This is a genomic window from Kerstersia gyiorum (genome assembly GCF_004216755.1).
GTDB classification, from domain to species: Bacteria; Pseudomonadota; Gammaproteobacteria; order Burkholderiales; family Burkholderiaceae_B; genus Kerstersia; species Kerstersia gyiorum.
Window position 1 is genome coordinate 42,954 of sequence record NZ_SGWZ01000008.1, and the last position, 20,563, is coordinate 63,516.

Sequence of the window (20,563 nt, forward strand, 5' to 3'; positions counted from 1 at the left end):
GGTATTTCCAGGGCAGGACAAAAAATTTATGAGGCTTTGTCTGGCTCGATGACTCTAGATAGCAGATGGCACGGATTCGTGGTCCGGTTGCCTGCGCAAACAGTCTTCAAGGAAGCCCGCTGCATGAACTCCCTTCATTCCTGGCAATGCCGGTCAGGCAAATCCGGTACGCGACGCATGGCAGACATTTCATCCCGTGGCTGTCCGCCGGGGCAGCCGGCCGGGCGCCTGACGCCTCCCGCCATGCGGTTGACGCCGGCGGCGGCCGCCCTGGCGGCGTTATTGCTGGCGGGAGCATGGCAGCAGCCGGTGCAGGCTGCTGGTTCTGCTGGCGCCGCCTGGCTGGCGTCTGGTGGCGCACGGGCCCAGGCGTACCAGGCTCGCCCTGCCGCTGGTGTAGTGCCGCCCAGCGCGCAGCGTGAGCAGCAGCGGGCCAATGAAGCGTTGTCACGTTCCATTGCCAACCTGAACCGGACCGCCAACGCTATCGCCGTGCGCCAGGCTGCCCAGGCACAGGCGCGCGCCCAGGCCCAGGCAGGCAAGCCCGGTGCGCCGGTGCCCGAAGGGCTTGCGCAGGGCGGACTGTGGGATCGCGATGCGCAAGGCAATATGCTGGCCTGGCGCGGTGCCGAGCGCGCCCGTGAAACGGTGGCCGATGGCAAGGTTCAGGTCGATATCAAGCAGACTGAAAGCCGCGCCATTCTGAATTGGGACACGTTCAACGTCGGCCGCAATACCACGGTTGCCTTCGATCAGCAGGCAGATTGGGCCGTACTCAACCGGGTCAATGATCCCCAGGCGCGCCCGTCGCAAATCCAGGGCAGCATCAAGGGCGGCGGCACGGTGATGGTGGTGAACCGTAATGGCATCGTGTTTGCCGGGGGCAGCCAGGTCAATGTGCGCAATCTGGTGGCCAGTGCCGTGGGCCTGAGCGACGACCAGTTCGACAAGGGCATCTTCAGCGACCCGCTGGGCAGCGGCCACATGCCGTCCTTTGGCAATGACCTGTTGCTGTCTGGCGGGGCGGTCAGCCATGGCGCCGCGACGGCTGGTGTCTTGGTCGAGGCCGGCGCGAGCATTGCCACGCATGCGTCCGGTACGGTGACGCAAGGGGGCGGCTATGTGTTGCTGCTCGGGCGCGAGGTCGCGAATGCCGGCCACATCAGCACGCCTGGCGGCCAGGCCTTGCTGGCTGCCGGAGACGCCTTCGTGATCCGCAAGGGCCTGGGGACCGATGAGAACCAGGCGTCGACGACGCGCGGCAACCAGGTGGAGGCGCGCCGCAGCGTGTCTACCGAGGCCGGGACCGTTTTCCAGGTGACGAACACCGGCTTGATCGAGGCCAGGACAGGCGATATCACACTGGTTGGCCAGCAGGTGTCACAGGAGGGCGTGCTGCTGGCCACATCGTCGGTGCATACGCGTGGCACGATCCATTTGCGCAGTGACGCCGCACTGGCGGGCGAGCAGGCCGGCAAGGTGACGCTGGCGCGTGACAGTGTGACGGCGATCGTGCTCGATGAGAGCGCGACGACGGCGCTGGACGTGCAGCGCGAAGCCCAGATCAAAGATTCCACGTCTGCGGGTGACGGAGAATACCATCGTCGCGACCAGTCACTCATTCAGATCGCCAGCGCTGGCGATGTCGATTTTCTGGGTGAATCCCTGACGCTGGCGACGGGCGGCCAGATTCTGGTGCAGGCGACGGGCCGCAGTGAGTTGCACGAAGGCGCCCAGCTGGATGTGGCGGGTCATGTCGGGGTGCGGGTCGCGATGGAGGCGAACAACGTCGAAATCAACGTGCAGGGCAATGAGCAGCGCGACTCACCGGGTAACCGGGACGACAAGAGCCTGAACAACAGCACGATCTGGCTGGATCGCCGGGATTTGGTCCTGGTGCCTGCCGGCACCAACGGTTATGAAACGGACCGCTGGTACACCGCCGGCGGCTTGCTGGAAGTTGGCGGCTATCTGGGCATCAGCGGCCACGGGATTGGAGAATGGTCGGCGCAGGGCGGGACGGTGCGCTTCGGCGGCGCAGAGCTGATTACGCGAGCCGGCTCGGTGGTGAACCTGTCGGGCGGCACGCTGGATGTCCAGGCGGGGCAGGTGTACCAGACCTTTCTGCGCGGCGCTGATGGCCGCATCTACCAGGCCGCCAGGGCGCCTGCCGATATGCTCTATACCGGTATTTACCGGGGCTACGAAGTCGAGCACGAGCGTTGGGGCGTGACGCGGCGCTACCATGACCTGATGGCGCCCGGACGACGCTGGGAAGAAGGATATACGGTTGGGCGCGATGCTGGGCAGATGGTGGTCGCGACGACGCGCGCCACGCTGGAAGGCGATATCGAAAGCAAGACCTTCCAGGCGGAAAACCAGACGAAGGCGCGCGAGGCGGCGCTGGATGGCTATCAGCAGGCCCAGACCGCCAGGGCGCGCAACGGTCAGCTGATCATAGGCAGCTATGTGCCGGTCTATGACAATGAAACCCGCAACTTGCTGTATTCACCCCAGGCAGTGACAGGCAAGGTGAGCATCGCCGGCGCAAGCGATGGCAGCGCCGATGCAGATATTGCGCTGGACGCGGCCTGGCTCAACGGTTTGGCGCTGGGCGAGTTGCGGATCTATGCGCGCGAAGAGATCCACGTGGATGAGGCGGTGCAGGTAGATACCGGCGGCACCATCGCCCTGCATGCCACCCAGGTGCAGGTCGGCGCGGATCTGACGGCCCGTAGCGGCAGCATCCTTTTGGGCAATGTGGTCAGGAAGCAGATAAATGGCACGCGCTGGGAATCGCGGGCGATAGATGAAAGCAACGGAGCCATGGCGGCTGGTGCTTCGGCGAGCGTGGCCGAAGGTGTCACGCTGGATGTGCGCGGCGTCTGGACCAATCAGTGGCTGGACCGCCAGGAAACGGCTGGCCTGCCCTACGTCAATGGCGGCAGTATCCAGATTGTCAGCAGCGGCCAGGTGACGATAGGCCAGGGGGCGTTGCTGGATGCTTCTTCCGGCGCGGTGATGCGGGTCGATGGCGGTGTGCTGGACGGCCGTGGCGGCGATATCGCCCTGCGTGCCGACGCACTGGCGCAAGGCTTGCAGGGCAACGGTGCACAGGCCGCCCTGCACCTGGCCGGCGAGCTGCGCAGCCTGGGAGGCAAGGGAGGCGGCAGGCTGGTGCTGCAATCCGGTGGGGCTGTTGTCATCGGCGGTTCCGTGGCCGGCAGCGATGGCATGTTGCATGCTGGCGAGGATTCGCTGGTCGACCTGGTCACGCAGGAGGGTTTCGTGGTGGAGCAGGGCGCTATCCTGCCGCTGGACTTTCACTACCAGCGTACCCATGCGCAACCGGGCGAGGCGATTGGCGGGCAGCCGAATGTCACCTGGAGCGACCCCGCCAGCAAGATCACGCTGGCGGCGGAATGGACGTTGCCGGTGCCGACGGACAGCGCGCAGAGCTACAGCGTGCGTACGACTTCGGGCCGAAACTATCAGGTCTATGCCTGGGCTCCGCCGGTCACACTGCCGGCTGGGACGGTGATCGACAACATAACGGGCAGTTTTCCCGAAGGCTACGTCCTGCCGCAGACAGTCTTTCCGCAAGGGCTGGCGATCGTGCCGGTCACTGGTGTCATCAAGGCTGGCGAGGCGGCGCCGCAGGCGGTCCATTTTGCGGCCGGCAGCCGCTTGCCGGCAGGAACAAGACTGTCGCAGGACGTGGCTGTCATTGTGCCATTGCATGTGGATGACAGCCTATTCCGCCAGGGTTTTTCACAGTATGAGATCGGCGGCAACCAGGGCCTTGCCGTTGCCGCCAACAGCCGTATTGCGGTGGAAATGCCGGTATGGCGCGTGGATGCGACCGCCGCGCGCGAACAGCCGGGGGGAGCCGAGCCAGGCAGCGTGCTGCAGGCATGGCTGCCCGAAGCGTTTCAGCAGAACCCGAAGGAGGGCAGACTGACGCAACGGCTGGGTGCGGACCTGTTGCTGCGCGCGGGCTTCGGCCTGGATTCCGGGGAGTCTCTGGCGATAGGAGAGGGCGCGAGCGTCAGCGTGGACGCCGGGCGTGCCGTGACGCTGCAAGGCAATGGGCAAGTGACCATAGACGGCGTGATACGCGCGTCTGGCGGCAGCATCGACATTCTGAATTTCGGTTATCCGATGGTCGGGCCGACGCCGCAGGGCCATGCGCAGTCCATCTGGATCGGCAACGGCGCCGTGCTGGACGTTGCCGGTCAGGCATACTGGGCGGTTGATCGCGACGGCCTGCGCTACGGCAAGGTAATGGCAGGCGGGCGCATCAGCATCGGCGGCAAGTATGCCGCCGATGCGACTGAAGCCGAGGCGGTGGATGCATTTATCGTCGTGCGTCCCGGCGCGAGATTGGACGCCTCAGGCAGCATGGCGGTGCTGGATCTGCCGGGCGCCGCCAATACGCCGGTTGGCTCGGCGGGCGGCCTGATTTTCCTGAGCAGCTTCAATGGCCTGTTCCTGGATGGCGACCTGCGGGCCCATGCCGGCGCGCCTGGCGCCGCTGGCGGTACGCTGGCGCTGGCGTTGGAGTCACCCAACTATGCCGTTTCCTCCAATCCGAGCAATGCCGTGCTGGCCGTCCGGGAACTATTGCTGGCCAGGGAGCAGGGGGCGCCGGTGTTGTCCGAGACTTTGCTGCCAGGCCGTCCGGATGCCGGATTGAACTACGGCCATGGCCGCATCGGCAGCGATAAGGTCATGGCAGGGGGCTTTGGCAATCTGTCGCTGTTGGTCAATGGCGTGCTGCTGCTGGAACCTGGCGTGAACCTCTCGCTGGCGCAGAGCCTGCGGCTGACCAGCGGCAGCATCAGTCTGCCCCCTGACGCCGGTGCCGGCGCGCGTGTCGATTTGTCCGCGCCCTACGTACGGCTGGCCGGCGCGACGCGCCGCCAGATGGATCACTACATCATGCCGCTGCCTCAGGAAGGCCGGTTGCCGGACGTGCTGGATGGGACGACGCTGGTGGTGCGCGCCAGCCTGCTGGATATCCTGGAGCGCCAGGCGTTTGGTACGAAGGGAACCGTCAGGACCAGCAGCGGTTCGGTCGCCTACGAGCGCCTGGGTTTTGCCGACCTTGAACTGCGCAGCCAGGGGGATATCCGCCTGCTCGGTGCCACTGTGCGGGACCGCACCCTGCTGGAAACGACCGGCAATCTATTGCTGGCTGCCCGCCAGATCTACCCGGCGACCCATGCGCGGGCGGAAATTCGCGCGGGCCGCCTGGGGCGTTTCGATGAATGGGGCAACTACATGGCGGACTATGATCCCCATGCGGTGCTGCGGATTGAGCGTGTCGGTACCGACACACCCGTCATGCCCTACTCGGTCTTTGGCTCGCTGACGCTGATGTCGGCCAATATTGAACAGGGCGGCGTGCTGCGCGCACCCCTGGGCAACCTCATCCTGGGACATGATTTCGCAACCAGCAACCAGCCCAGTCACCTGGCGTTGTTGCCCGGCAGCCTAACCTCGGTCAGTGCCGCCGGCCTGATCATGCCCTACGGTGGGACGGTGGATGGGCTGACCTATACCTATGGCGGTGCCGATGTGCTTTACCGAGGGTTGGGCGGCGGCTCGGGCACCTTCCGCGGCCTGGTGCTGCGCAGCGACGATATCCAGGTGCAGCCTGGCGCGCTGTTGGATCTGTCCGGTGGCGGTGAACTGACGGGCAGCGCGTTCCTGTCGGGGCGTGGCGGCTCCACCGATGCCCGTCTGAACCCGCTGCTGCAGGTTGCCGTCGATGGCAGCGGTTTTGTCGTGCCGGGGCTGTCGACCAATCCTGTGTACGCCATTGTGCCCGGCACACAGCAGGGTTATGCGCCGGTCGGCGCGGAAAAGGGCGCGGGCGACCCGATGCTGGGCCAACAGGTGACGATTGCTGCTGGCATACCGGGCCTGCCTGCTGGCACCTACACTCTATTGCCTTCCAATTATGCGCTGCTGCCCGGCGCGTTCCGCGTGGAACTCAATGGGCTGGCAGGCAGCCAGCGCCCCTTCGGTGCGCAGCTCGGCATGCGCAACGGTTCCTATGCCACGCAAGCGCGGCTAGGCCTGGCCGACACCGGCGTGCTGGATGTCCTGACCACCCAGCTGATCCTGACCCCCGCGGATCGCCTGCGTACCTATTCCCAATACAACGAGATGAGCTACGCGCGTTTTGGCCTGGACTGGGCGGCGCGGGATGGCGCGCCCAGGCCTACGCTGGAACGTGATGCCGGCCGCCTGACCTTGATGCCGGGCGTGGGCAAGCCCGGCGCGCAGAGCGGCGTGCAGTTCGCGCCGGGCACAGTCAGGGCCCTGGCGGCAGAAGGCGGGTACGGCAGCGAGCTGATCGTTTCGGCCAGTGGCGTGGCGCTGGAAATCCTGGGCAAGGGCGCAGCGCCCACCGCAGGCTTCAAAGGCGTTTCCCTGCATGCCGACACGCTCAATTCCATCGGCGCGGCGACGGTCGTGATCGGGGGTGACCTGATATCGGAATTTGCCTCGCTGGATACCCGGAGCACGCAGAACGCTTCCACGGTGAGATTCGGCAATGCCTACACGGCGGCGCGTTCCATTGTGCTGCGTGATGGGGCGTTGTTGCAGGCAGCCCAAGTTTTCCTGGTGACGGGCCGGGTCGACAGCGGCATTACGGTGGAGGAGGGCGCGGGCATCAATGCGCTGGGGCAGGGGACGGCAGGCTGGGATTCGATGAGCGGCTATGTGCTGGCGCCGTCCGCTGTTTCCGTGCTGGCCGTGTCCAATGGCTGGCTGGAAATCAAGGCACCGGAAGCGGCCAGCGGCGACGGTTTCGGTGCGGGCAGCATCCGCCTGGGGACATGCGGGGTGCCCCAGGCCTGCGGCAAGGAAACCCAGCTGTTTGCCGAAGGCACGATCACGGCAGCGACGGACAATGCCTTCAGCCTGGAAGATACCGTCCGGTACGGCGCGCGCAACCTGATCCTGGCAGTGGGAGCCATCAATGCCGGAGATGCCGCGACTTTGGCAAAGGCGGCTGCGCAGGGCGTGTTGCCTCCGGGGCTGACATTGAATCAGCAGGTGCTGGACGGCCTGCTGCGCGGAGATACATCGCGCGGCGCGCCCGCATTGGAAAATCTGGTGCTGACGGCCCGTGATGCGGTCAATTTCTATGGTTCGGTCGTGTTGTCGACGCTGAATCCAGAAACCGGGAAGTCATCGCTGGAGCGTTTGGTGCTGACCACCCCGGCCATCCACGGCGCGGGCGACGCCGCCGATGTCGCCCGAATCGAAACAGCCGTACTGACCTGGAATGGGGCGACTCAGGCGCCGGGAGCCATTGTTACCGGCGGCGCCGGGACCGGGACAGGCCGTCTGGTCGTGGATGCCGATGTGATCGAGTTCGGCTACGGGCCACGTAGCCAGCCTGATACCGTGAGCCAGCATGACCGGCGCACCCTGGGCTTTGGTACGGTGGAGCTGAACGCTCGTGAACGTGTGACGGCCAATCACATGGGGTCGTTATCGGTATACGCCTCCCAGGGGGCCTGGGACGGCGCTGCCAAATCCTACACCTATCATGGCGGCGACTTGCTGATTCATACGCCGCAATTGACGGGCCAGGCGGGTTCTGTCAACCGCATCACGGCCGGTGGAAGCATTCTGGCACAGGCGTTTGCCGGCCAGGCCGCAACGCAGCCAGATACCGCCACCCTGGCGGCGGCCCTGGGTGCGGAACTGATGCTGGACGCAGGCGGCAGCCTGCGGCTGGATACGGCAGTGCTGTTGCCCAGCGGCAAACTGACGCTGGCTGCAGCCGGGGATGTCTTGCTGGATGAAGGAGCGCAGCTGGATCTGGCCGGTCGCAGGCTGGTGTTCTACGACCAGGAAAAATACAGCTGGGGGGGAGATGTCATCCTGAACAGCCGGGAAGGCAGTATCCGCCAGGCGGTCGGCTCTGCCATCCTGCTGGATGCGCAATACAACCGCGCGGGCAGGCTGAACGCCGTGGCGCTGGGGGCGCAGGCCTGCCATATCGAATTGCTGGGTGCTATCCGTGGCCAGGCCAGCGGCAATTATGACGCCGGCGGCACCGCGCTGCCGTTCGCATCGGGCTTTGCCGATATCCGGGCCCAGCAGATTGTCGATTTCGCCGGCCTGAATCAGCGCCTGAGCGAAGGCGGCGTGTTTGGCGGCCGCAGTTTTCAGCTGGCCAGCGGCAATCTGGTGATTGGCGACGAACTCAAGGCACGGGAAATCAGTGTTTCGGTGGATCGCGGCAGTCTTGGCGTCAATGGCACGATTGATGCCAGCGGCGAGCAGGCCGGCAGCATCCGGCTCTTCGCCGGGCAGGGCGTGACGCTGGCAGGTTCTGCCGTGCTGGATGCGCGCGCCAGCGTGCTGCGCAAGGACAGCTATGGCCAGGTCATCGAGGCGCCCAACCGGGCGGTGATAGAGATCGGTTCTGGCTCGGGCCGGTTGGTCATCGGCGATGGCGCCCGCATGGAATTGGCTGTCGCGGGCGCACCGCAGGCCTATGGCACGGTGACGTTGAATGCGCCGCGGCTGGGCGGGGCGACCGGCAACGATGTGGATATCGACGCCGGCGGCGCCGTTCACATCGGCGGCGCACGTACTGTCGTCGTCAATGCCTTCCAGCGTTATGACGATGCCCGCGAGGGCACCGATACGACGGTTTCCGGGCGCGACTACCAGGTGATAGACCAGGCCTACCTGGATGCCAAGCACGCTGACAGTCTCAAGTTCATGGCCAATGCGTTGGCCAATGGTGTTCTGATGGACCGAAAATTGGCGGGCCTGCGTGCCTACCAGGAGCAATTCCACCTGCGGCCGGGCGTGGAAATAGTCAGCGCCACATCGGACGGCGACCTGCATGTGGATGGCGATATCGACATGTCGCGATATCGCTATGCCAGCGTCAATCCGCATAGCCAGCAAACGCCGGTGCGCGGTTCCGGCGAAGCCGGCGCCCTGGTGCTGCGGGCTGCCGGCAACCTGGAAATCCACGGCAGCATGACTGATGGGTTCGACGTGGCACGTGTAGGCGTGACGGCGGATGATCAGGGCTGGGTGCTGCCTGCCGGGCAGCTGCCGTTCGGCGGCGATGTCGTGATTCCGCATGGCGGCCTGGTCACGCTGGCGCCCGGCACACAGTTCCTGCCTGGCCGTACCCTGAACTACGATCTGCCCATGCCGGCGTTGACCCTGCCGGCCGGGCTGGCCTTGCCCACCGCCATGGTATTGGACCAATCCCTGGGCCTGGCAGCAGGTTCAGTGCTGGGCGCTGCCGTGAGCGATGCGTCCGGCCAGGTGCTGTATGCCGCTGGCACGGTGCTGGCCCAGGATGTCACGCTGCCCGCAGGAACGCAGCTCGGCGCAGGGTTCAGACTGTCTGCTCCGACAAAAATCCAGGCTGGCATCTGGCCCGGCGGCGTGCCTTTGCCTGTCGAGGTCAAACTGGCACAGTCGCTAACCCTGGCCAAAGGGGCGGTCGTGCCATCGCAGACGGTGGTGGTTCTGCCCGATGGCGCGAAGTTGGTCAATCTGCGTCCGCAGGACGCCGACGGCACGCAAGGACGTACCTGGGCGCTGGCGCCCATGCTGGCGGCGGGTTCACAGTCCTGGGACCTGCGTCTGGTGGCCGGGGCAGACCTGGCCGCCGCAGACAGCCGCCTGACTCACTCACAGTCCGGTGGCAAGCTGATGCTGGCCGATCCGCATTTTGGCCTGGTGCTCGAGCGCTTGCCAGTACCGGGCACAGGTACGGCGAACGTCTATCGCTGGTCCGACGAGATCTCCGCCGAGCTGATCGAAATCTATTTTGGCGTGGCGGGCGAGTCTGGCGCAATCATTCCTCAGGAAACTGTGGACATGCTGGCCAGCTGGGGCTATTTCGTCGATTCCATCGAGGAATTGAATGCCTGGGGCCTGGGCGAAGTCGTGTCCCTGCATGCCAAGGGAGAGGAACCGGAATACACGACACAGGCCGAGCCGGTCCGCCAGCAGTTGTTCAGCGTGCTGCGCACGGGAACGGGGGATCTGGACTTGATCGCCGCCGGAGACTTCGACATGAGCTCGCCGTTCGGGGTCTATACCGCCGGTACGGCGACAGCGTCCGTACCGGCAGGCTTGGACGACCCCTATAACCAGGCGCGCGGCCTCATGAAAGATGGTACGGTGCTGTGGCAAAAAGAGGGCGTGGACTTCGAAAGCCTGGTCGATGGCGGCAGCAACAGCCTGTATTCGGCCTGGTATCCGGCCCAGGGCGGCAATGTGCTGTTGCGTGTTGGGGGGAACCTGATGGGCGACCTGACCGGGCAGAACAATAAGCAGATAGATGCGATTGTGCCGCTGGGGCGTACGCGACAACAGATTGCCAGCGTGGATGTCGGCAGCTGGCTGTGGCGTCAGGGTTCGGGCAGCCTGGAATCGGGCGGCATGGACGTGCCGACGGCCTGGTGGATCAATTTCGGTACCTATGTTGCCGGGCCGGTAGACCTGCAGCGCGACGAGTACAACAGTTGGCTGTACGGCAACGCACCGTTCCTGACTGGCTTCACCGGCGTGGGCACGCTGGGCGGCGGCAACCTGGTGGTGGAATCCGGTGGCGACGCGGGCATGATTCAGATCCGCGGGGATGTTGTGCTCAATGGAGAAGGCCAGCGCGCTGCCGCATTGCGGCAGACGCCGCGCAGCCAGGGCGTACACCTGGCGGTGGGCAGCACGGGGCGGGTGCAGGCTGATGGTTCGCTGGTGCAGACCGGCGGCGGGGACTTGGATATCCGCATTGGCGGAACGCTCAATCCCAATCCACAGTTGCGCAGCAACGACCATGACCTCAATAGCACTTTCGTCAATCTGCGCGGGGCGCTACGTCTGGAGGCGGGCAATGTGGGCGGCATCAAGCTGCGCTACGGCAAGCTGGACCCGCTGGACACCCGTGGCGGCGATCCCTATGCCGCCGGCCGTGTGTTTGCCGGTGGCGGACCGATGCTCGTGCTGGGCGATGCCGCAGCGCGCCTGGATACGCGGGGCGACCTGGTGCTGGGCGGCGTGGCTGACCCGGGACGCACTCGCCTGTACGGCAGCTCGCCGTTCTCCTATATGGGAACGCGTTATTCGGGCGAGGGCTGGAGCTGGTTCTCGCTCTGGACGCCGGGAACCTCGGTCGATCTGTTCAGCGCCGGTGGCAACCTGACGCCGACCACTGCCTGGGCGGATGGCGCGTCCTACGAGGACATCCATTCCACGGTGAAGGGCCGCAATCAGTCATCCACCATGGACGGCGCCAATTTCTATCCTTCCATCTTGCGTGCCAGTGCTGCCAGCGGCAGCATCTACTATGGTGTCGGCACGACCAGCCTGATCAACAATTTCGGCAGTACACCGTTGCGCACCGAGTTCGGCATGACGGTGGCGCCTTCCCCAGTGGGCGACCAGTACGTCAATGCGACCGGACGCAACCAGCTGGAGCTGTTGGCACGCCAGTCCATCTATGCCAGCGGTTATGCCGTCACGGCGTCAGCAGCGGATCCCGCCAGCCTGAGCAGTCCCTTCCGTCCCGGCTTTGTCGGCGTCCTGGCCTTTACTGGCGGCGGAGACTGGGGCACGCAGCCTATCCGCGTGACGACGGTCAGCCCGTTGATCGCGGATCGGACGGAATGGCTGCAGGCGCTTTCAGGCCGTTCCAATACCGGCACCCTGTTTACCAATGGCACCACGGCGACCACCGGCTATGCTGTGCCAGGACAGTCGCCGGCACGCTATTACGCGGTCGAGGGCGATATCGTGGGGCTGCGCGTCGGTTCCATGGTTGGCCTGGGCTATCCGGCAGGTTTGCTGGGCTACCGCTACGAAGGCTCGATTCCCGTGGCGGTCCGGGCCGGTCGGGATCTGACCAATGCCGGCACGCGCTTGGGTGAGAAAGATACGGTCAAGGACACCAAGGGCAATCTGATCTCGCACAGCTTTGCCACCGATATTTCCGTCGTCGAGGCGGGACGGGACATCCGCGAGAGCAGTTTCTACATTACCGGCCCCGGCCTGCTGGACATTGCCGCGGGCCGCAACCTGCTATTTGCGGACAAGGGTGAAGTCACCAGCCTGGGCGATATTCTGCGGGAAGGAGCGAACAGCCGTACCGGGGGTGCCAGCATTGCGGTATCTGCAGGCCTGGGTGCCGGGGCTCAATGGGCGGATTTCGCGGACCGCTACCTGGACCCGGCCAATCAGGCCGATATTGAACTGCCGTTTGCCGACCAGCCCGGCAAGGCGCTGGTGGTTTACAGCGGGGAGCTGACGCTGGCCCAGTGGCTGCAGCGTGAATACGGCTTCCAGGGAGACGCAGCCGAGGCCGAAGCGTTCCTGGAAGCCAGGCAGGCAGAACTGGATCGCAGCTATCAGGAGCAATACGCGGCAGGACGCCAGGCGTCGACACGCTCATTGTTGCGGGACTATCGCCAGGAAAGCCAGCTCTATCTCGTCAACTGGCTGTCCGGGCGTTTCGGGCCTGACAGCGTGGTCGCGGCCGGCGGGCCGGCGGGCCATGTGTCCAACGGTACCGGGCAGGTCTACGACCCGGCAGCGATGGATGCCCGCGAGTTCTTTGCGACGTTGGCGCCCGAACAGCAACGTGCCTATTTGCGCAACGTCTATTATGCCGAGCTCAAGGCGTCGGGACGCGAATACAACGACCCCGGCAGCAAGCGCTTCGGCAGCTACCTGCGCGGCCGCGAGGCGATCGCCACCTTGCTGCCTGCCCAGGACAGCGAAGGCCGTCCACGGGTTTATGAAGGCGACCTCACCCTGTTCAGCAGTGCGCTGTATTTCGATGACTGGACGCAAAGCAACGGCATAGGCAAGAACCGCCCGACACCGGGCAAGACCTATGTGACCCGCGCGGAATGGCAGGCGCTTGGCGGAACGGGCGCTGCAGGCGTGTCTTTCTATGATGTGATGGATGCTGGCATGCACACCAATTTTGGCGGTGATATCAGCATCCTGGTGCCTGGCGGGCGTACTTTGGTGGGCGTGGATGGCGGGTTTACGCCAGGGCCGGGCTCGGGCGTGATCACCCAGGGCGAAGGGGATATCAACATCTTTTCGCTGGGCAGCATCCTGATGGGCCAGAGCCGCATCTTCACGACTTTCGGCGGCAATATTCTGGCCTGGTCGGCGCAGGGCGATATCAACGCTGGCCGGGGCAGTAAAACCACCGTGGTGTATACGCCGTCGCGGCGTGCCTATGATGCGCTGGGCAATGTGTCGCTGTCGCCCACGACGCCCAGCACCGGGGCGGGTATCGCCACGCTCAATCCCATCCCTGAAATTCCGGCGGGTGACATCGACCTGATTGCACCAGAGGGCATCATCGACGCGGGCGAAGCGGGCATCCGGGTGTCGGGCAACGTCAATCTGGCTGCAATGCGAGTGGTCAATGCCGAGAACATCCAGGTGCAGGGAGAGTCGACCGGCATGCCAGTGATCGCCAGCGTCAATATCGGCGCGTTGACGGCGGCCAGCTCGGCGGCCAGTTCTGCGGCTTCCACGGCCCAGGACAGTGTGCAGCGCGCCCGCAATGCGGCGCGGCAGAACCAGCCCTCCGTCGTCAACGTCCAGATTCTCGGGTTTGGTGATGGCGGCGATGGTGCGGCGGCCGGGCAGGAAGCGCGACCAGCCGGCCCGCAGGCGGCGGCGCGGCCTGCCAGCCACCGCCCCGACAGTTCCGTTGTGGTGTTGGGCGTGGGCGGCGAGGGGCCGGTGCAGCGCGGGCACTTGAGTGCCAGCGAGCGCGAGGAACTGGGCGGCTGATGCCGGAAAGTGAATGCGCCTGCCGGGCCGTCGGTTCAGGCCTGGCAGGCGCGATGCACGGAGTTCATCATGATCATGGGACAAATCGCTGTCCTTCCCCCGTCGCGGCAGGCCTGCCGTACGGATGTGCCCGGCAAGGGCGTAGCCGAGGGGCCGTTGCGGCGCCCGCGGGAAGCGGTCTGGGAGCGCATGTTCAGTACGGCATCCGGCGTCGGCCAGGGTGCTGTGGACGCGGCACAGCTAGCGCCACTGGCGGCGGTACAGGTGCCAGTGGCAGCAGCGGCAGCGGCTTCTGGCTACACGATGGCAGAACTGCGGGAGTATCTGGCGCGGCATTATGAAACGCTGTCCCGGCAATTGGCAGCGCGCGTCGGCGGGTTGGACCTGGCACGCGAAGCCCTGCATGAGGTCTGGCTGCGCCTGAGCGAATCCATGGAGCAGGGGGGCGGCCTGCGTCAAGTTGAACGTCCCGGCGCTTATCTGGCGCGAATGGCCTACCACGCGGCGATCGACCGCTTGCGCCAGGATGAACCGCTGCGCGGCAGCCCGCAGGGTGACGAGGATTATCTGCAAAGCCTGCCTGATCCGTCCGCAGGGATCGAGCATATCGTGGCGGGGCGCAATGCCCTGCGTGTGCTGGTGGACAGCATTGATGCACTACCGCGCAGGCGCCAGGCGATTTTCGTGGCCATCCGGCTGGAAGCGCTCAGCCACAACGAAGTGGCGCGTCGCTTCGGGCTGTCGCTGGCGGTGGTGCGCGGGGAACTGCGCAAGGCGCATGCGCACTGCGCGCAGGCCTTGCAATGGGACGGTTTCGGGGCCTAGCCGCGCCCATGCCAGCTGCCGGCACGGTGCCAGCTTTGTCCTGGGGCCCGTACGGGTTCTGCGCTGTTCCTGTCGTTCTTGGTTCTGTACTTTCTCGGGTTCTGGCCTGTAGCTGCCGGGCTTCCAGCTGCGTCCGCTTCAGGCCAGCGCCAGCGCGGCCATGACGGCCAGCGGCAAGGCCAGCGCTGCCAGCACGGTTTGGGTTGCAATGATGCCAGCCATCAGCGGGGCATCGCCGCCCAGCTGGCGCGCCATGATGTACGACGACGATGCCGTGGGCAGGGCCTGGAACATCAGGGCGGCAATGGCGGCTGGCCCCTGCAGGCCAAACAGCCGACAGGCCGCCAGCGTGGCCAGCGGTAGTGCGATGAACTTGGCAACCGAGGAGATGCCGACCGGCCGCAACCAGCTGCGCAAGGTGGAGAAATCCAGCGCAGCCCCCACGCACAGCAGCCCCAGCGGCAGCGAGGCCTGGCCCAGCGCCTTGAAGGCAGGCCCGAGGCCGTCAGGCAGCCCCAGGCCGGTCGCGTACAGCAGGATGCCGATGAAACAGCCCGCCACCAGGGGGTTGGTAAAGAGATGCCGCAGCAGGTGGGTGGCCGACAAGGCCTTGATACTGCCATAGCGGGCGAAGACCAGCACGCAGAGGATATTCACCGTAGGCACGATGGTGGCGGTGGCCACGGCCGCCAGGGCAATGCCCTGGTTGCCGAACAGGCCGACAGCAATGGAAGCGCCGACATAGTTGTTGAAGCGCACGCCGCCCTGGAAAATCGACGTGAAGGCGGCATCGTCCACCGGCAGCCGCCGCCGCACGGCCACCAACAGCGCCGCGACCGCCAGCAGGGATACGATCAGGGTGGCGACCATGGCCGCCACGGGCACGCCGTCGAGCCTGGCCGTGGCCATGCCGTGCAGGAACAGGGCAGGCAACAGCACGTAATATCCCAACCGCTCGGCCTGGGGCCAGAAGTGTTCCGCGAGGAAGGCGCGCTGCCGCAGCCACCAGCCCAGCGCGATCAGCAGCGCGATGGGAACGAGCGCGAGCAGCAGTTGGACGATCATGGCAACCTCAATGAAAAAGCGGCAGGCTGTCTGGCAACCTGCCGCTGCCGGCATGTACGGGGCGAGGGCATTCAGCCAGCGCCGGCAAGGGCGCGGCTGAATGCAAAGGCTGGCTTACAGCAGGATGAAGGCGGCGATGACCAGCGCGATCAGGGCGTATTTGGTCAGCTTGTAAACCGTGCGGTTCCACTTCTTGAACGCTTTGCGCTTCTGGTCCAGGACCCAGTGGTAATGGGTCAGCCGGTTGATGGCGCCGGTCTTGTCGGTGCTTTCGTTGGGGGCGCTGGCGGCTGAAATCGCCACCCGGCCGAACCAGTTGTTGAAGGCCTGGGCCCAGCGCCAGCGCATCGGCCGCTCGACGTCGCAGAACAGGATGATGCGGTTGCCTTCGCTGTCATTGCGCGCGTCGTGGATGTAGGTTTCGTCGAAAATCGTGCTTTCGCCGTCGCGCCAGCTGTAGTGGATGCCGTCCACGTTGATATAGCAGCGGTCATCGTTGGGCGTCGACAGCCCCAGGTGATAGCGCAGCGAGCCGGCATAGGGGTCGCGGTGGGCATTGAGCTTGCTGCCGGATGGCAGCTCGGCAAACATCGCAGCCTTGATTTCCGGGATTTCATTGAGCAGCGCCACGGTGCGCGGGCACAGTTTCTCGGCGGACGGGTGGCGCGCGTCATACCATTTCAGGTAGAAACGCTTCCAGCCTTCCTTGAAAAAAGAGTTGAAGCCGATGTCGTCGTGCTTCTGGGCCGCCTTGATATGCCGCATTTCCGCCATGGCCAGGGCTTCGTCGCGAATGACCTCCCAGTTGTCGTCGAGCTTTTTCAACGCCGGCAGGTACTTCTCGTCCAGGTAAGGCGTGGTCGGCACCTTGGAAAACAGGACCATGAATGCGTTGACCGGCGCCAGCAGAATGGAATGATCCAGCAACTGCTTGTGCAACGGAAAACGGACACGGCCACGGAAGTGGGCGAACAGGATGGCGGCCAGCCAAATGCCCGGTATGATCCATTTCATATTGCCAGTGACTCCTGGGTTGGGTAAACAGCGAAGCCGGTTCCGGCCTGGGTGAGCAGGATGCGGCATCCTTGTGGAATGCGGCTTCAGCTTCATCTTCAGGTTCAATTGTAGGCCCATGGGCACGGCTTGGCACGAGCTGCGCAAGCGTTCGTAACCAATGTTTGCTACGTTCTCTGGCTGCCGGATGGTTACAATCCTGCCCCATGACTGCATCGCTTCCCGCTACTCCCTTCGTCCATCTGCGCGTCCATTCCGAATTTTCGGTGGTGGATGGCATCATCAGGATACCCGAACTGGTCAAACAGGCCGCGGCGTTCGGCCAGCCGGCCGTGGCGCTGACCGACCTCGCCAACCTGTTCGGCCTGGTCAAGTTCTACAAGACCGCCAGAGGCGCCGGCATCAAGCCCGTGGCGGGCTGCGATGTCTGGCTCAACAATGATGACGATCCGGACAAGCCGTTCCGCATTCTGTTGCTGGTGCGCAATTGGCATGGGTACCTGCAGCTGTGCGACCTGCTGACACGCGCCTGGTTGGGCAACACGCAGCGCGGGCGCGCGCAGATACGGCGCGAATGGCTGGATGGCGCCGATGGCCTGATCGTGCTTTCCGGTGGCCGCATGGGCGATATCGGCCAGGCGCTGGAAGCCGGCAACCCGGCGGCAGCCGAAGCGCTGGCGCGTGCCTGGCAGTCGCGTTGTCCCGGCAGCTTCTATATCGAACTGCAGCGTGCCGGCCGCGATGGCGACGAAGCCTATGTGCAGGCTGCCATGCGCCTGGCGGCCAAAATCGGCCTGCCTGTGGTGGCGACGCATCCGGTGCAGTTTCTCAAGCGCGACGATTTCCAGGCGCACGAGGCCCGGGTATGCATCGCCGAGGGTGAATTGCTGGGCAATCCCCGCCGCGTGCGTCGTTTCAGCGACAGCCAGTACCTGCAAAGCTCCGAGGAAATGGCGCAGCGCTTTGCCGATGTGCCTGCGGCGCTGGCCAATACCGTGGAAATTGCCAGGCGCTGTAACCTGGTGATGACGCTGGGCGAACCGCAACTGCCCAACTTTCCCACGCCCGACGGCATCTCGCTGGACGATTATCTGGTGCAGCTGTCGCGCGAAGGCCTGGAAAAGCGCCTGGCGTTCCTGTTCCCTGATGAAGCGCAGCGGGCCAGGGAGCGGCCTGTCTACGATGAGCGCCTGGAGCGTGAATGCCGCACCATTATCCAGATGGGCTTTCCCGGTTACTTCCTGATCGTGGCGGACTTCATCAACTGGGGCAAGGGCAATGGCGTGCCGGTTGGTCCGGGCCGGGGCTCGGGTGCGGGTTCGCTCGTGGCCTACAGCCTGGGTATTACCGACCTCGACCCTATCCGTTATGACTTGCTGTTCGAGCGCTTCCTGAACCCGGAGCGGGTGTCCATGCCTGACTTCGACGTGGATTTTTGCCAGGACAACCGCGAGCGGGTGATCGAATATGTGAAGGAACGCTATGGCCGCGATGCCGTGAGCCAGATCGCGACCTTCGGTACGTTGGGTGCCAAGGCGGTGGTGCGCGACGCTGGCCGGGTGCTGGACATGCCCTACATGTTCTGCGATGGCCTGTCGAAAATGATTCCCTTCAATCCGGCGGACCCCTGGACGCTGGAGCGTACGCTGGAAAACGAGCCGGCCTTCCGTGAGCGCTATGAGCAGGAAGAGGAAGTCCGGGCGCTGGTGGACCTGGCCAGGCCGCTGGAAGGCCTGACGCGGAATATCGGCATGCACGCCGGCGGCGTTCTGATCGCGCCGGGCAAGCTGACCGACTTCTGCCCGCTGTACTGCCAGCCCGGCAGCGAAACCAGTGTGGTGTCGCAGTACGACAAGGACGACGTCGAAGCCGTCGGCCTGGTGAAGTTCGACTTCCTGGGGCTGCGCAACCTGACCATTCTGGATTGGGCCGTGCGCTATGTGCGCCAGTTCAATCCCACCATGCGTGATTTCGACGTCATGGCATTGCCGCTCGATGACGGCAATGCCTACCGTCTGCTGTGCGAAGGCAACACCACGGCCGTCTTCCAGCTGGAATCGCGTGGCATGAAGGAATTGCTCAAGAAGCTGCGCCCCAGCAACTTTGAAGACGTTATCGCTATGCTGGCGCTCTACCGGCCGGGGCCGCTGGAATCCGGCATGGTGGATGATTTCGTTGACCGTAAGCACGGCCGTGCCGACGTCGATTATTTCCATCCAGACCTGGAATCCACGCTCAAGAGCACCTACGGCGTGATTGTGTACCAGGAACAGGTGATGCTGATCTCTCAGATCATCGGGGGCTATTCGCTGGGCGGCGCCGACTTGCTGCGGCGCGCCATGGGCAAGAAAAAGCCCGAGGAAATGGCCAAACACCGCGAGCTGTTCGAGAAAGGCGCGGTAGAGAAGGGCTATGACGCCGACCTGGCGGTCAAGCTGTTCGATCTGATGGAAAAGTTCGCGGGCTACGGCTTCAACAAGTCGCACTCGGCCGCCTACGCGCTGATTTCCTACCAGACGGCCTGGCTCAAGCACTATCATCCGGCCGAGTTCCTGGCCGCCACGCTGTCGTCCGATATGGACGACACCGACAAGGTCCAGATTTTCGTGCGCGACGCGCTGGACAACGGCGTCAAGGTGTTGCCGCCGGACGTCAATGCGTCGGCCTACCGCTTCGAGCCGGTCGAGGATGAATATACCGCGCAGGGCAAGCCGCCCCGCACCATGCGCTATGGCCTGGGCGCGGTCAAGGGCACGGGCCAGGGCGCCGTCGAGGAAATCCTCAGGGTGCGCCAGTCCGGGCCGTTCCGCGACCTGTTCGATTTCTGCCGACGTATTGACCGCCATACCGTCAACCGGCGCACCATCGAAGCGCTGATCCGCGCTGGCGCCTTCGATGGCCTGGACGATAACCGCGCTGCATTGCTGGCGTCGGTGCCGTTGGCCATGGAGGCTGCGGACCAGGCGGCGCGCAGCGCCGACCAGGTATCGCTGTTTGGCGATGATGATGCCGCCATCGTGGTGGCCGGCGAACTGGCCAAGGTGCCGCCCTGGGACTTGCGTACCCGTCTCACCGAGGAAAAAGCGGCGCTGGGCTTCTTTTTCAGCGGCCACCTGTTCGATGCCTGGCGCGACGAGGTACGGCGCTTCGTACCCACGCCGCTCACGCGCATCGGGCCGTCGCGCGAGTTGCAATGGCTGGCCGGCGCCCTCAGTTCCGTGCGGACGCAGCTCACGCGGCGCGGCAAGATGCTGTTCGCGGTGCTGGATGATGGCACTGCCCAGCTGGAGGTGTCGGTCTTCAATGAACTCTATGAGCAGAACCGCAACCGCTTGAGGGAAGACCAGTTGCTGATCGTGCAGGGCAAGGTGAGCCATGACGATTACTCGGGTGGGACGCGCATCGTGGCCGAATCGCTGTTCGACCTGCAGGCAGCACGCGAGACGCGTGCTCAGGCGCTGCGTTTGACCTTGCCGGCGGACAAGGCCGATGCAGCCGCGTTGCGGCGCGTGCTCAATCCGTTCCGCGCCGAACCGGAAAACGGCGTACCCGGCGTGCCGGTGGAAATTTTCTACCAGCGGCACGATGCCACGGCGTTGATCCGGCTCGGGGAGTCCTGGCGAGTACGGATGGCAGATCAAATGTTTGACAATTTGGCTGTTTGGCTAGGGACAGGAGCTGTAGAGATCCGTTACGATTGAGGGCTTTCATCCCAGGCTGGGCATGCTGCATGCCAAGCATGCGTAATGCAGTAAGACGCAGGATAATTGCAGCCTGGGGCCTTAAATTGCGGCAATAGGTCGGTATTTCTCCCTTTCGTGCGGTGGGATGCCGACGC

5 protein-coding genes are annotated in these 20,563 nt (G+C 64.7%); 3 read left to right on the forward strand and 2 right to left on the reverse strand.

All coding sequences use genetic code 11. The features are described from left to right. The first annotated feature begins 123 nt into the window (after positions 1-123). Positions 124-13,821: a filamentous haemagglutinin family protein gene (locus EV679_RS16945; RefSeq protein WP_165390080.1), complete on the forward strand. Its 13,698-nt coding sequence runs from the start codon at positions 124-126 to the stop codon at positions 13,819-13,821. A gap of 69 nt (positions 13,822-13,890) precedes the next feature. Continuing rightward, complete coding sequence (locus EV679_RS16950) at positions 13,891-14,646, forward strand: RNA polymerase sigma factor (RefSeq protein WP_130487839.1); 756 nt, start codon at positions 13,891-13,893, stop codon at positions 14,644-14,646. Positions 14,647-14,784: 138 nt separating this feature from the next. Here the strand turns inward: EV679_RS16950 and EV679_RS16955 are convergent, their stop codons facing one another. Together EV679_RS16955 and lpxO are read right to left on the reverse strand one after the other, a co-directional pair. After that, positions 14,785-15,711, reverse strand: a complete 927-nt coding sequence (locus tag EV679_RS16955) for an AEC family transporter (RefSeq protein ID WP_130487840.1) — start codon at positions 15,709-15,711, stop codon at positions 14,785-14,787. A 114-nt stretch (positions 15,712-15,825) separates the two neighbouring features. Next, positions 15,826-16,725 carry a lipid A hydroxylase LpxO gene (gene lpxO, locus EV679_RS16960; protein WP_068374639.1) on the reverse strand — a complete coding sequence of 300 codons (900 nt, stop codon included), beginning with the start codon at positions 16,723-16,725 and terminating at the stop codon, positions 15,826-15,828. 206 nt (positions 16,726-16,931) lie between these two features. On the opposite strand from lpxO, the gene dnaE reads away from it, so the two are divergent. Further along, positions 16,932-20,426 carry a DNA polymerase III subunit alpha gene (gene dnaE, locus EV679_RS16965; protein ID WP_068374642.1) on the forward strand — a complete coding sequence of 1,165 codons (3,495 nt, stop codon included), beginning with the start codon at positions 16,932-16,934 and terminating at the stop codon, positions 20,424-20,426. Positions 20,427-20,563 lie beyond the last annotated feature (137 nt).